The organism is Dokdonia genika (assembly GCF_042652845.1).
Classification (GTDB): Bacteria; Bacteroidota; Bacteroidia; order Flavobacteriales; family Flavobacteriaceae; genus Dokdonia; species Dokdonia donghaensis.
The window spans coordinates 298,418-312,299 of sequence record NZ_JBHSHB010000007.1 but is presented as its reverse complement, the minus strand read 5'-3'; the positions used below and the strand labels follow the sequence as shown (position 1 = coordinate 312,299).

At 38.9% G+C, this 13,882-nt stretch carries 12 protein-coding genes; 6 read left to right on the top strand and 6 right to left on the bottom strand.

Annotated features, from left to right (window positions below):
* The first annotated feature begins 117 nt into the window (after positions 1 to 117).
* The 4 genes from ileS to ACFO5T_RS02370 all read left to right on the top strand — a co-directional run bounded on the left by ileS (position 118) and on the right by ACFO5T_RS02370 (position 5,273).
* Entirely contained in the window at positions 118 to 3,525 is a 3,408-nt protein-coding gene (gene ileS, locus ACFO5T_RS02385) for an isoleucine--tRNA ligase (RefSeq protein ID WP_380031724.1), read from the top strand.
* Positions 3,526 to 3,527: 2 nt separating this feature from the next.
* The gene (locus tag ACFO5T_RS02380; RefSeq protein WP_035326112.1) at positions 3,528 to 3,911 is read left to right on the top strand and encodes a TraR/DksA family transcriptional regulator; all 384 of its coding nucleotides are present in this window, start codon (positions 3,528 to 3,530) and stop codon (positions 3,909 to 3,911) included.
* Between the two features lie 68 nt (positions 3,912 to 3,979).
* The gene (locus tag ACFO5T_RS02375) at positions 3,980 to 4,606 is read left to right on the top strand and encodes a hypothetical protein (protein ID WP_380031721.1); all 627 of its coding nucleotides are present in this window, start codon (positions 3,980 to 3,982) and stop codon (positions 4,604 to 4,606) included.
* A 34-nt stretch (positions 4,607 to 4,640) separates the two neighbouring features.
* Positions 4,641 to 5,273 (top strand): lipoprotein signal peptidase, encoded by a 633-nt coding sequence (locus tag ACFO5T_RS02370; protein ID WP_375251874.1) that lies wholly within the window; start codon positions 4,641 to 4,643, stop codon positions 5,271 to 5,273.
* Here ACFO5T_RS02370 and ACFO5T_RS02365 read toward each other — a convergent pair.
* From ACFO5T_RS02365 to ACFO5T_RS02340, 6 genes are all read right to left on the bottom strand, one after another.
* Positions 5,260 to 5,679 carry a response regulator gene (locus ACFO5T_RS02365; protein ID WP_375251873.1) on the bottom strand — a complete coding sequence of 140 codons (420 nt, stop codon included), beginning with the start codon at positions 5,677 to 5,679 and terminating at the stop codon, positions 5,260 to 5,262. The genes ACFO5T_RS02370 and ACFO5T_RS02365 overlap by 14 nt on opposite strands.
* 20 nt (positions 5,680 to 5,699) lie before the next feature.
* A complete protein-coding gene (locus tag ACFO5T_RS02360; RefSeq protein WP_380031718.1) occupies positions 5,700 to 6,836 on the bottom strand; it encodes a sensor histidine kinase in 1,137 nt (378 codons plus the stop codon).
* 66 nt (positions 6,837 to 6,902) lie between these two features.
* A complete protein-coding gene (locus ACFO5T_RS02355) occupies positions 6,903 to 7,475 on the bottom strand; it encodes a 5-formyltetrahydrofolate cyclo-ligase (protein ID WP_380031716.1) in 573 nt (190 codons plus the stop codon).
* A complete protein-coding gene (locus tag ACFO5T_RS02350; protein WP_035326119.1) occupies positions 7,435 to 8,445 on the bottom strand; it encodes a succinylglutamate desuccinylase/aspartoacylase family protein in 1,011 nt (336 codons plus the stop codon). Before ACFO5T_RS02350 ends, ACFO5T_RS02355 begins: the two co-directional genes overlap by 41 nt.
* Before the next feature lie 12 nt (positions 8,446 to 8,457).
* A complete protein-coding gene (gene rimK / locus ACFO5T_RS02345; protein WP_038598070.1) occupies positions 8,458 to 9,330 on the bottom strand; it encodes a 30S ribosomal protein S6--L-glutamate ligase in 873 nt (290 codons plus the stop codon).
* Positions 9,305 to 9,751 (bottom strand): ATP-dependent zinc protease family protein, encoded by a 447-nt coding sequence (locus tag ACFO5T_RS02340; protein WP_035326121.1) that lies wholly within the window; start codon positions 9,749 to 9,751, stop codon positions 9,305 to 9,307. The genes rimK and ACFO5T_RS02340 overlap by 26 nt, the downstream gene beginning before the upstream one ends.
* A 102-nt stretch (positions 9,752 to 9,853) precedes the next feature.
* Between ACFO5T_RS02340 and uvrC the strand changes: the two genes are divergently transcribed.
* Together uvrC and ACFO5T_RS02330 are read left to right on the top strand one after the other, a co-directional pair.
* Positions 9,854 to 11,650, top strand: a complete 1,797-nt coding sequence (gene uvrC, locus ACFO5T_RS02335; protein WP_380031713.1) for an excinuclease ABC subunit UvrC — start codon at positions 9,854 to 9,856, stop codon at positions 11,648 to 11,650.
* The gene (locus ACFO5T_RS02330) at positions 11,647 to 13,878 is read left to right on the top strand and encodes a patatin-like phospholipase family protein (RefSeq protein WP_380031711.1); all 2,232 of its coding nucleotides are present in this window, start codon (positions 11,647 to 11,649) and stop codon (positions 13,876 to 13,878) included. Before uvrC ends, ACFO5T_RS02330 begins: the two co-directional genes overlap by 4 nt.
* Positions 13,879 to 13,882: the final 4 nt, after the last annotated feature.

Sequence of the window (13,882 nt, the reverse complement as noted above, 5' to 3'; positions counted from 1 at the left end):
ACCTTATCATATATAAATTTATTATACTCGAAGTGCCTCAAGATGTTATCATCTTGAGGCACTTCTTTATTGCCTAAAAATCCCGTAAATTCGCGCACAACATTTAAAGACTACAAAATGAGCGCTAAGTTCACTGAATATAAAGGATTAGACCTTCCTAACATCGCTAGCGAGGTACTTGCCTACTGGAAAGAAAATGACGTTTTTGAGAAGTCGGTTACTTCTCGAGAAGGAGCAAAACCGTATGTGTTTTTTGAAGGACCACCTTCGGCAAACGGACTACCGGGTGTACACCACGTACTAGCGCGAGCGATTAAAGATATTTTTCCTCGTTATAAAACGATGAAAGGCTTTCAGGTTAAGCGTAAAGCGGGATGGGATACACACGGACTTCCTGTAGAACTTGGTGTTGAAAAAGAACTTGGTATTACCAAAGAAGATATCGGCACAAAAATCACTGTAGAGGAGTATAACGAAGCTTGTAAAAAAGCCGTGATGCGCTACACAGATATCTGGAACGACCTTACAGAAAAAATGGGCTACTGGGTAGATATGGAAGATCCATACATCACCTACAAGGCCAAGTATATGGAAACCGTATGGTGGCTACTTAAGCAAATCTATAACAAAGATTTACTATACAAAGGGTACACCATCCAGCCGTATTCTCCTAAGGCGGGAACGGGATTAAGCTCTCACGAACTTAACCAGCCTGGCTGTTACCGCGATGTGACAGATACTACGGTGGTGGCACAATTTAAAATCACAAATCAAGGTGAAAATCCACTTGCAAAAGAACTTGCAGACGGGAATACTTACTTTATCGCCTGGACGACGACTCCTTGGACACTACCTTCAAACACGGCACTTACCGTAGGGAAAAAGATAGATTATGTTCTCGTTGAGACATTTAACCAGTACACATTTGAGCCAGTAAAAGTTATCCTTGCAAAGAATTTAATCTCTAAGCAGTTTGACAAGAAATTTATTTCCGCTTCCGCGAAAGAAGAACTGGACGCATATACTGCTGGAGATAAAAAAATACCATACTTCGTAGCTAGAGAATTTAAAGGAGCAGACCTTCTTGAACTTCGCTACGAGCAACTATTTGACTTTGTACAGCCTAATGATAATCCTCAAGATGCTTTCCGAGTAATTGCAGGAGACTTTGTAACGACAGAGGATGGAACGGGTATCGTACACACGGCACCTACTTTTGGTGCAGATGATGCTTTGGTTGCAAAACTAGCTTCACCAGAAATTCCGCCACTTCTTATTAAAAATGAAGATGGTAACCTTGTGCCGCTTGTGGATCTTCAGGGGAAATTTCGCCCTGAGCTAAAAGAGTTTGGAAATAAGTATATCAAGAATGAATATTATGCAGATGGTGAGGCTCCAGAACGTTCTATGGACGTGGAACTTGCGATACGCTTAAAAGAAGAAAATAAAGCCTTTAAGGTAGAGAAGTACGTGCACAGTTACCCACATTGCTGGCGTACAGATAAGCCGGTACTTTACTACCCGCTCGATTCTTGGTTTATAAAAGTGACCGATTTTAAAGATCGTATGCACGAGCTTAACCTTGGTGTAAACTGGAAACCTAAGTCTACAGGAGAAGGACGTTTTGGAAACTGGCTTGCAAATGCAAACGACTGGAATTTATCACGTAGCCGTTTCTGGGGAATACCGCTTCCTATATGGCGTACCGAAGATGGAAAAGAAGAAATACTCATAGGCTCTATAGCCGAACTTAAAGCCGAAATCCAAAAAGCACTTGACAAAGGTGTGATGGACACAGATCCTTTTGAAGGGTTTAAAGTGGGCGATATGAGTGAGGAGAATTATGAACTTGTAGATCTCCATAAAAACATTGTAGATAAAATTACGCTAGTCTCAGACAGCGGCCAGCGTATGACACGTGAGGCAGACCTTATAGATGTATGGTTTGACTCTGGATCTATGCCTTATGCGCAATGGCACTACCCTTTTGAAAATAAAGAGCTCGTAGAAGACACTTGGCGTAAAGCAGATTTTATAGCCGAAGGTGTAGACCAAACTCGTGGATGGTTTTATACACTCCACGCGATTGCAACGATGATCTTTGATGATGTTGCCTATAAAAATGTAGTTTCTAACGGACTTGTACTTGACAAGAATGGGCAGAAGATGTCTAAGCGTCTTGGTAATGCAACAGATCCTTTTGAGACCTTAGAAAAATATGGGCCAGATGCAACGCGCTGGTATATGATTTCTAACGCAAACCCTTGGGATAACCTCAAGTTTGATTTGGAAGGAATAGAAGAAGTAAAACGTAAGTTCTTTGGAACACTTTACAACACGTATAACTTCTTTGCGCTGTATGCAAATCTTGATAATTTCGCTTTCGCGGAAGCGGAAATAGAACTTTCTCAACGTCCTGAAATAGACAGATGGATACTATCAGAACTTCACAGTCTTATAGCAGTAGTAGATAAGTTTTATGCCGAATATGAGCCTACCAAAGCAACAAGAGCGATAGACACTTTTGTACAAGAAAACCTGTCTAACTGGTTTGTACGATTAAGTAGAAGACGTTTCTGGAAAGGTGAATATGCTACCGATAAAATCTCTGCATACCAAACATTATACACCTGTCTTGAGACGGTAGCAAAGCTTAGTGCTCCCGTAGCACCATTCTTTATGGAAAAACTCTATAAAGACCTCAACGCTGCTACTGGAAAAGAAAATTTTGAGAGTATACACCTCGCAGAATTCCCGGTGAGCGATGCCGCTTATATAGACACTGCGCTTGAGCACAAAATGCAAAAGGCACAGATAGTAAGCTCACTAACACTCTCATTAAGAGCAAAAGAGAAGATAAAAGTACGCCAACCTTTACAGCGTATTATGATCCCTGTGCTTAATGAAAATGACAAAAATGAGATCCTAGCCGTAGCAGATTTGATTAAATCTGAGGTAAACGTCAAGGAGATTGAGCTCATTTCTGATGATTCTGGGATCTTAGTGAAGCAAATCAAGCCTAATTTTAAGGTATTAGGACCTCGTTTTGGAAAAGATATGAAGCTGGTTGCCAGCAAGATAAATTCTTTACAAGCTGAGGATATCGCAAAAATTGAGCAAGATGGAGAATTAACCGTTGAAATTAATGGGGAAAATACTATTTTGCAGGCAGGGGACGTTGAGATAACATCGCAAGATATTGAAGGCTGGCTAGTTGCGAGCAACGCTGGAGTAACTGTTGCACTAGATGTAACGATAAGTGATGAGCTTAAAAAAGAAGGTGTGGCACGAGAATTGGTTAACCGTATACAGAACCTGCGTAAGGACTCTGGATTTGAAGTGACAGATCGCATACACATACAGTTACAAGATGAGCCAGCAATTGCTCAAACGGTAGCTGCAAATGCAGACTATATTAAAGCAGAAACACTAGCAGATACTCTAGAAATTGTACCTACACTAAGTGAGGGGCTAGAGATTGCTTTTGACGATATAACAACATTTTTAACCATTTCAAAACACTAGTAATGGCAAACGACACACAAGAAAGATTTGGCGATGCACAGCTCGCTGAGTTTAGAGAATTAATAGAAAAGAAGATTGAGAAAGCACAACACGATCTCGAGCTTATCAAAAGTGCATACCTCAACGATGGTAACAACGGTACAGATGATACGTCACCGCAGTTTAAATCTTTTGACGAAGGTAGCGCGACGATGAGTAAAGAAGCAAACAGTGCACTTGCTATACGTCAAGAGAAATTTATACGTGATCTTAAAAATGCGATTACTCGTATTAATAACAAAACGTACGGTATATGCCGTGTGACTGGGAAGCTTATCAACCCAGAACGTTTAAAATTAGTTCCTCACGCAACTTTAAGTATTGAGGCAAAGAATATGCAGTCATAATAGTTGTTATATATCAATAAATAAAAGCGTTCTTATGAGCGCTTTTTTTGTAACCGGTCTTTAAATTTTTGAATTTACGTTTATCCATATTGTTTATACTAGTCACGATGAGTTTATATGCTCAAAAACGACTTACGCAAACCTATGATTCAACAGCTATAAAGGAGTTGTATATACATAGTAATGAGATTTTTAAAATTAAGATTACTACAGGAGAGGTAAGAGAGATTACAGTAGCAACCATTATAGATGGGGAGACCTTTGCAAGTACGATGCTTAATACTTCCACAAACGATGGAGTACTTAAAATCACTACAGGAAAGACTCCAGATTACATCCCTTTTAATGATAAACTAGCTGCCCATAAGGTGCTGGCTATTGAGCTTGAGATTATTATTCCTATAGGTTTAGATGTTTCTATTTACTCAACTTTGGCTAGTGTAGATACCTATGGAAAGCTTGGCCAAGTACGCATAGATCTAGGTCGCGGGCATTTTAAGGGGGAAGAATTCCGCTTTCGCGAAAGCGGAAAAATAAACACCATATCTGGGAGTATTTATATCTCCAGCAATCTGGTGAATGTGACCGCACAATCTAGAAATGGAAAAGTTGATATCCCTCCTACTCAAGCAGAAGGCCCATTACTCGCAATCAAAAGTATACACGGTGATGTGACGGTAGTAAAATCGTTGTGAATACCCTATTTTTGTCACGTTTCAAAACTATATTATGTCTTTAAAAAAAGTTGCTCTTATTGTGTTCTTGATACTTCTAGTAGATCAAGTACTTAAGGTATATATTAAAACTAATTTTTACCTACGTGAGAGTATACAGGTTTTTGGTCTAGACTGGTTTCAGATTTTCTTTGTAGAAAATCAAGGAGCTGCCTGGGGCGTAGAGCTACCTGGTAAATATGGTAAAATCACGCTCTCTCTCTTTAGGCTTATTATAGCTCCAGTGATAGGCTATTACTTATATAAGTCTGTAAAAAACAATGCGCCAAAATTGCTGGTTGTCGCACTGTCACTCGTCTTTGCTGGTGCTGTAGGTAATATTATAGATTCTCTTATTTACGGATCTATTTTTAGCGCGAGCACGCCTAGCCAGATTGCGACCTTTATGCCAGAAGGTGGTGGGTATGCAGACCCTCTCTTTGGAAAAGTGGTAGATATGCTCTACTTCCCTTTTATACAAGATGCTGTATGGCCAGAATGGGTTCCTTTTGTAGGAGGTAAAACCTTTACATTTTTTAATGCCATATTTAATATAGCAGATATGGCGATAAGTACGGGCGTAGGTATCCTACTTGTATTTAACAAGCGCGTGTTTCCTCAAGAGGAAAAAGTAACTACGGCACAGTAGGTGCTTCTGAAAATATCTCGATCAGCTCGTTAGGACCTATAGGTTTTACAATAAAGTCTTTTACGAGGTTAAAGTGCTTAGAGCGCTCTATATCTACGGGGTTTATAGAGCTACTCACAATATACAGTGTACAGTTGTTAAGTGCAGGAAAGTCGTGCTTGCTTAATTCTTCAAGAAATCCCCATCCATCCATTATAGGCATATTGAGGTCTAGTAAGATTATTTGCGGGACAGGCTGTCCTTGAGGATCTTTAAAACTACTTACGAAGTGATTTAACGCCTCTTCACCGTTTTTAAATACAAGTATTTCTTCTGCTAGTTTACGTATGTCTATGAGCTTTGTAAGTAGGCTCACGTACATATCATCGTCATCTATGAGACAAGCTAGTTTTATGGGGTAATTCATATATGATTGGGGGAATTAACTTAAATCTGCTGTAATGTAACAATAAATTTTGAACCTTTATCTACTTTGCTTTCTACAGTAATGTCTCCGCCCATTGCTTGGACTTCATTATGTGTTAGAAAAAGTCCTAAGCCTAAAGCATTTTTATTACCGTGAAAGGTTTTATACAGTTTAAAAAGATCTTTACCGTGCTTCTCTAGATCTATACCTAAACCATTATCTCGTACCATAAGGTATTTCTTGCCATTTTCTTCATAGGTAAAGACAGTTATTTCTGGGTCACGGTCTGGATGTTTGTATCGCAACGCATTAGTTATCAAGTTTTGTAATATACTTTCTAGATAGGCCTCTATGTACATCACCTCTTCTACTTCAGAAAATTCTGTATACATAACCGCCCTACTCGCTCTAATATCTTGGTTAAGGCCAGCGACTACACGGTCATAAACGTCTTTTATAACAACAGGTTCTAATTTTGTATTTGAGATATTATGAACACTTACAATCTTATTAAGATGCTGAAGAGTAACGTCTAGGCTATTGCCTATTTTTTCAAAGTTATTTACTAGCTCTATTTGATCTTCTGTAAGAGTAGATCTATCCATTAATGCAGAAGACATTTGTAAATTGCTCACCTGTGACCTTAAGTTATGAGATATAATATGTGCAAAGTCATAGAGCCTAGAGTTATGACCTTCTATGAGCTTAAGAGATTGCTCCAGTTGTTGCTCTCTTTTCTTTTGCTCATCTATTTTTCTAAAAACGCCTCGTATCCCTATAATCTCTCCGGACTCATCTCTAAGCGGTTTTCCTTTTGCAATCGCCCAGAAAATCTCTCCGTTATAGGTTTGCATTTTAATTTCTGTAGAGAATGGTTTCCCTTCAGCACAACCAAAAAAGAACTCTGTTGCTCGATCTAGATGCTCTTCTGCATAAAATGCATAGCCGGACCTTAATGTGGGTACGTAATCTTTAGGAACATCCAGTATGACACGTGCCTGATGGTCAAAATGACTGGTTTTATTTTTAAAATCTACACTCCAGCCACCAGCCTCTGTTAATGCAGAAATTTCTTGATAGTAAAATTTATCAATAGAAAACTGATCAGACTTTTCCATAGGTGATGAGTGGGTATGAGAACCTCTCCTTCTCTTCATTGTAAAGGCAGTTATATTCAAAAATATGATTTGGGATTATGAATATACCAAATAAATCAAAAGAGCCTAAAAATGATATACCTTTTTCGGTGTAATACAGCTATTTAGCGCAATGTCTTGGCTGTTTTTTGCGATTACCTCTTCTTCTGGCTCAAAAAAACTAAGCCCTACTTTTACCACATCACTCTTACATTGAGATAAAAAGCGATCATAAAACCCCTTGCCGTAGCCCACTCTGTTACCTTCTTGATCATAAGCTAGTAGAGGTATAAAAACAACATCTATATTTCTTGCTGGTATCTCGATACCGCCAGCTGGTTCTGGAATGCCATACTTATTTACAACAATTTTTGTGCTGTCTGTAAGCAAATAATGCTTCATTGTATTGTCGTTAAAATCTGATGACGAGAGTACAATATTCTTGTCTTTACCTCCTAAAATCGAAAGAAGAAACTCCGTGTTAATTTCGCGTAAGCGTTCTATAGGCAAGAAGATGTGATAAAACTCGTGCTCCCATATATCAAGACTCAATACTTGATTTGCAATTTCAAGACTTAGTTCATCTAGCTTTTCTAGAGTTAAGGCATTACGAAGGTTTTTATACTTCTTCCTCAGCTCCTGCTTCATCTTGGTCTTCATTATGTTCTCTAGAGATATTAAAAATTGCATCACCTTGATACACAAGTGATGCCTCATTTACATTAATAACATATCCCTCATTTTTTGCCTTCACCACGTGTCTAAATTTTCCATAAGGATCTGTAATGGTTGCGATATGTTGTCCTACAGTAAGGCGCTCACCACAAGAAACTTTAGTATGTAGTAACCCTGAATATTGTGCGCGCATCCAGCGAGTGCTCTCTACGAGTACTGAGGGTTTTGGTGCTTCTGGTACTGTAAATTTATCATCAAGCATATCTAAATGATTAAGTACTCGCATTGTACCAAAAACACCTAGTCGAGCAATTTCTTTATCGCTTACTTTAGATTTACCTCCCTCAAAGAGAATGGTAGATTTATTCATTCTAGAACAAGTGGCTCTATATGATTTTGAAATTACTTTGGAGTGTAATGTAAATGGTGCATTAAAGATAGTTGCATACTTCATAGAGTCTACATCTAGCGGGTCTATACGAACTTGTGCTACGTTAAAACGGGAGGCACCTCCGGTATGAAAGTCTAGACAGAGATCTGCTACGGGTAAAATTTTCTTTACAAACTGGTAGGCAAATCTACTGGCCAGTGACCCTCTAGGATTACCAGGAAACACTCTATTGAGGTCTCTCCCATCTGGAAAGGCACGTTTCATATCTAAAAAACCAAAAATATTGACCACTGGTACACAGATAATGGTTCCTATTTTAGGTTTATTTATCTTCTTTGCTATAAGCTGCCTTACAATCTCTACACCATTTATCTCATCACCGTGTATGCCGGATGTAATTAATATGACAGGGCCAGGCTGTACGGCCCTTTCTATTATTATAGGCACCTCAACAGAGGAGGCCGTATATAATTTTGCAATATTAAAATTTACTGTTGCGCTCTTACCTGGTAAGATTTGCTCACCTAGTATGGTGAGCACATTATGTTCATCTATGTGTGCCAAATGTTTTGATAATTATATGCTACGCTCTATATAACGTATGATGGTCTTTGCTATATCTTTTCCAGTTGCTTTCTCTATTCCTTCTAGACCAGGTGATGAGTTTACCTCAAGTATAAGCGGCCCGCGCTCACTTTGTAGCATATCTACACCTGCTACGCCTAGTCCCATTGCTTTTGCCGCCTTAATGGCTGCATTTTCTTCTTCGTCAGATAGGGTTATAATCTCTGCAGTACCACCGCGATGAAGGTTTGATCTAAACTCTCCTTCTTTTCCTTGTCGCTTCATAGCGCCTACTATCTGCCCGTCTACTACAAAGGCTCTTAAATCTGCTCCCTTTGCTTCTTTGATATACTCTTGCACTATCACGCGCGCTTCTAGTCCATTAAAAGCTTCTATCACAGACTCTGCTGCATTTTTTGTCTCTGCTAGAACAACACCTAGTCCCTGTGTACCCTCAAGTAGTTTTATAATGAGAGGTGCTCCACCTACGTGAGCAATCATCTCTCCTACGTCACGAGAGTAGTTTGTAAAAACAGTTTTAGGTAAGCCCAGTTTAGATCTAGATAAGATCTGAAGGCTACGCAGCTTGTCCCTACTGCGTACAAGCGCCTGTGAGGTAGTGGTGGTAAATGTATTCATCATCTCAAACTGTCTCACAACGGCAGTGCCATAAAAGGTGATTGACGCCCCTATGCGTGGTATGACAGCATCTGCAGTCTCAAGGGTTCTATTTTTATAGAATACGGTAGGGTTTTTCTTCTCTATAATAAGATCACACTTAAGCGGGTCTATGACCTCTACACTGTGGCCTCTTTTGAGCCCAGCTTCTTGCAGCCTTGCCGTACTATATAAATTAGGATTACGAGATAAAATTTTTAGATTCATTCTTTTTGAGGTTATAAGACACATCTGTAAGCGAGGTGTCTACTATGAATTTATTGGTAAGGAACTTACGACCTAGAAGTACAGGAAATCGCATATCTTCCCTAGAGGTTAGGGTGAGTGATATTTTATATGTTTTTCCATATACGGTAATCTTGCTCTGCACCTCATAACGATACTGTATCTCTCCATTACTACTGCGCACCGCAGCAATATCATAATCGCTAAAAGTCATCACTTGGCCATTGTATAAAGGGTGCTTTTTATCAAAAAATGTACAAATAAGGTTATCCTTCTCTTCCACAATGTTATGACAGTGTATGGATGAGGTATAAGCTCCCGTATCAACCTTTACATCGATATCTTGAAGTCCCAATTCTGGAAAGTCTACTTTGTCTGTGCGACCTATTATACGTTTTGGCATATGATAGCAAGGTATAAAATATGCGCTTTCTTTAAGTAGATTTTAACGTGATTTTTTATGCTTTCGCGAAAGCGTAATACCAATCATATATTATCTTTGGGTATGCCTGCTGCTCCAATAGAACTTCAACTCAAGACCCTCCCCACCAGCCCGGGGATATACCAATATTACGATAAGAATGAAAAACTACTATACGTAGGTAAGGCAAAAAATCTCAAAAAACGTGTGTTATCTTATTTTAACAAAACACACGATAACGGGCGTATACGCACAATGGTGAAAAAAATTTACGAGATGAAACACATCGTCGTAGAGACCGAAACAGATGCGCTCCTTCTGGAAAATAGCCTTATAAAAGAGTATCAGCCGCGGTATAATGTCTTGCTTAAAGATGATAAAAGTTACCCGTGGATTTGTATTAAAAACGAGCGCTTCCCAAGGGTGTTCCCTACGCGTAGATTAATTAAGGATGGTAGCGAGTACTTTGGCCCATACACGAGTATGAAAACGGTGCGTACACTTCTAGATTTAATAAAAAATCTTTACAAATTGCGCACCTGTAACTATGACCTATCCAAAGAAAAAGTAGACGCTGGTAAATTTAAGGTTTGTCTTGAATATCACTTAGGTAATTGCGAGGGGCCCTGCGAAAACAAGCAGTCAGAACAAGAATATCACGAGCATATAGAGCACATACGACAGATTGTGAAGGGAGATTTTAAGGACTCTCTGGCTCGCTTTCGCGAAAAAATGAAAGCCCACGCCGAAGCAATGGAGTTTGAAGATGCACAGCGCATTAAAGAAAAACTTGACATACTAGAAGGCTACCAGTCTAAGAGTACCGTTGTAAATCCAAAAATAAGTAACGTAGATGTTTTTTCTATTATAAGTGATGAAGGCTACGGCTATGTAAACTTCTTACAGATAAGCCACGGTGCTATTATAAAATCACACACCTTAGAACTCAAAAAACAACTAGACGAAACAGATAAAGAGCTACTAGAGCTAGGTATTATAGAAATACAACAACGTTTTGATCATAACTCAAAAGAGATATATGTGCCATTTCCGGTAGACCTTGGCTCTAGATTTAAAATCACTGTACCTAAGCTAGGAGACAAAAAACGCATACTAGAACTCTCTGAGCGTAACGCAAAATACTACCGTATGGAGCGTTTTAAACAAACTAAAATTGTAGATCCAGATCGCCATACTAATAGAATTATGGCACAAATGAAAGTAGACCTACGACTTAGTGAAGAGCCTAGACACATAGAGTGTTTTGACAACTCAAACATACAGGGTACAAACCCCGTTGCCGCTTGCGTGGTGTTTAAAAATGGTAAACCCAGTAAAAGTGACTACCGTAAGTTTAATATAAAAACTGTCGAGGGTCCAGATGATTTTGCAAGTATGGAGGAGGTCGTATTTAGAAGATATAAACGCTTGCTTAATGAAGGAGAACCTCTACCTCAACTCATTATAGTAGATGGTGGTAAAGGACAACTATCAAGCGGTGTAAAAGCACTTGACGACTTAGGCTTGCGTGGTAAAATAGCCATTATAGGTATTGCAAAAAGGCTAGAAGAATTATTTTATCCAGGAGATAGTATACCTTTATATCTAGACAAGAAGAGCGAAACACTTAAAATCATACAGCATTTACGCAACGAGGCTCACCGTTTTGGTATCACCTTTCACCGCAACCAGCGCAGTAATGCTGCACTAGGGACAGAACTAGATACCATAAAAGGTATAGGTGAAAAAACTATCGTAGATTTACTTAAACATTATAGATCTGTTTCAAAAGTAAAAACTGCTTCAAAAAAGAGTCTTACAGAGGTGATAGGGCCAGCAAAAGCAACAATTATCTATAACCACTATCACGTAAAACAATGAGAAAACTCCTCCTCATCGCAATAACGCTACTCACCATACCTATCTATGCGCAAGATGTGCCAGAAGGTGATGTAAAAGTAGGTCTTGTGTTAAGCGGTGGCGGTGCAAAAGGACTTGCTCACATAGGTGTTCTTAAAGCTATAGAAGATGCAGGTGTGCGTATAGATTATATTGCCGGTACAAGTATGGGGGCCATCGTAGGCGGTCTTTATGCATCTGGTTATAATGCTCAACAACTAGATTCTATTTTTACTGCGGTAAATTTTGATAATATCATTCAGGATAATTTACCTCGTAGAGCAAAAACTCCTTATGAGCGTCAAGATGATGAGCGATATGCCATCACCCTCCCTTTTGACAATTTTAAGGTCTCCCTACCTAGCTCACTTAGTAAAGGACAAAACACCTATAATCTTCTTGTTAAGAACCTTGATCACGTGTCTGACCTTACAGATTTTAGTAAGCTGTCCATTCCCTTTTTGTGTATCGCTACAGATGTAGAAAATGGAGAACAGGTAGTCTTAGAAGAAGGTTACCTACCAGAGGCCCTAGGTGCTAGTGGGGCTTTACCATCGCTTTTTAGTCCTGTGTTGCTTGATGATAAAGTCCTCATAGATGGTGGTGTGGTAAATAATTATCCGGTAAAAGAGTTACGTGATAAAGGGATGGAGATTATCATAGGCGTAGATGTACAAGATACCTTGCGAGGTAGAGATCACCTCAAATCTGCCACAGAAGTACTCTTACAGATTAATAACTATCGCACTGCAAAAGCGATGGAAACAAAAAAGAAGAACACAGATGTTTATATAAGACCCGCCATAGATGACTATTCTGTGGTCTCTTTTGATCAAGGTCGTGAGATAATAAACCTTGGGGAAACTAAGGCAAAGGAGCAGTTTCAAACTTTACAAGCTATAGGGATGAGGCAAAAACCGCTTTCGCGAAAGCGTGTTTCACCCACCATAAAAGATTCAATACAAATTGCTACCGTTAGTATTACTGGTAATGAAAAATACACACGTGCTTACGTACTGGGGAAACTTAAGCTCACACCACCGGTTAAAATTTCTTATGAAGATTTTTATAATGGATTAAATAACCTCTCTGCAACCGAAAATTTTGAAAAGATAGGCCACCGCTTACAGAATGTAGCGGGTGAAAAAGTATTGCACTTAGAGCTTCAAGAGTCAAAAAGCACACAATCATTGCGACTTGCGTTACACTATGATGATTTATATAGAACTGCGGGCCTTGTGAATTTTACAAAAAAAAGAGTTCTGTTTAAAAATGACGTTGCCTCTTTTGATCTTATACTGGGTGACAACATCCGGTATAATTTTGATTACTATATAGACAAAGGTTTTTACTGGAGCGTAGGTCTTAAATCTTCATACACCTCTTTTGAAAAAGGCGTAAATGCCCAACTTTTTGATGCCACAGATGGGGTTTCTCTCGAAGGTATAAATCGTGTTAACCTAGGCTATCAAGATGTATCAAATAGGATATATTTACAAACCATACTGGCAAAACAATTTTCTTTTAATATAGGTGTACAGCATAAGTTTCTTGATGTAGAAACAGAGACTGTACTACCTACTACAGAGGGAGAAACCGCTGTAATCTTTGACAAAAGTCATATGGGTGGGGCTTATTCTCAACTCAAATATGACTCGCTTGATAACAAGTATTTCCCAAACTCTGGAGTGCTATTTGATGCAGATTTTGATGTTTATTTATTTTCATCAGACTATAATAATAATTTTAGTCAGTTTGGTATTGCAAATGCAAGGTTTATGTATGCCGCAAGTCTTTCAGATCGCATCACGACAACAGTTGAAGCCGCTGGCGGATTTAAATTAGGTGGTACAAATAATAGGTCACTAGACTTTGCACTAGGCGGATATGGTGCAAAAAGAATAAATAATATTATCCCATTCTTGGGGTATGATTATTTAAGCATACTAGGTGACGGTTATGTAAAAGCTGTATTTGATATAGACTATGAGATTTTTCCCAAAAATCACATCAATGCCTCTGCAAATTTTGCAAATGTAGGGTATGACCTTTTTGATAGTACTAAGTCCTGGTTACCTCCACCAGAGTATTCTGGATACTCCTTAGGTTATGGCGCAGAGACCCTACTGGGTCCTCTTATAATAAAATATACATATAGTCCAGAAGTAAAGAGTAGCGAGTGGTTTATAAACCTTGGTTTTGAGTTTTAATTTG

Coding starts and splice junctions, on each gene's coding strand:
- uvrC (WP_380031713.1), top strand. CDS start 9,854: ATGCCTGCTGCTCCAATAGAACTTCAACTCAAGACCCTCCCCACCAGC.
- rimK (WP_038598070.1), bottom strand. CDS start 9,330: ATGAATCTAAAAATTTTATCTCGTAATCCTAATTTATATAGTACGGCA.
- ileS (WP_380031724.1), top strand. CDS start 118: ATGAGCGCTAAGTTCACTGAATATAAAGGATTAGACCTTCCTAACATC.
- ACFO5T_RS02330 (WP_380031711.1), top strand. CDS start 11,647: ATGAGAAAACTCCTCCTCATCGCAATAACGCTACTCACCATACCTATC.
- ACFO5T_RS02340 (WP_035326121.1), bottom strand. CDS start 9,751: ATGCCAAAACGTATAATAGGTCGCACAGACAAAGTAGACTTTCCAGAA.
- ACFO5T_RS02380 (WP_035326112.1), top strand. CDS start 3,528: ATGGCAAACGACACACAAGAAAGATTTGGCGATGCACAGCTCGCTGAG.
- ACFO5T_RS02360 (WP_380031718.1), bottom strand. CDS start 6,836: ATGAAGAGAAGGAGAGGTTCTCATACCCACTCATCACCTATGGAAAAG.
- ACFO5T_RS02355 (WP_380031716.1), bottom strand. CDS start 7,475: ATGAAGACCAAGATGAAGCAGGAGCTGAGGAAGAAGTATAAAAACCTT.
- ACFO5T_RS02370 (WP_375251874.1), top strand. CDS start 4,641: ATGTCTTTAAAAAAAGTTGCTCTTATTGTGTTCTTGATACTTCTAGTA.
- ACFO5T_RS02365 (WP_375251873.1), bottom strand. CDS start 5,679: ATGAATTACCCCATAAAACTAGCTTGTCTCATAGATGACGATGATATG.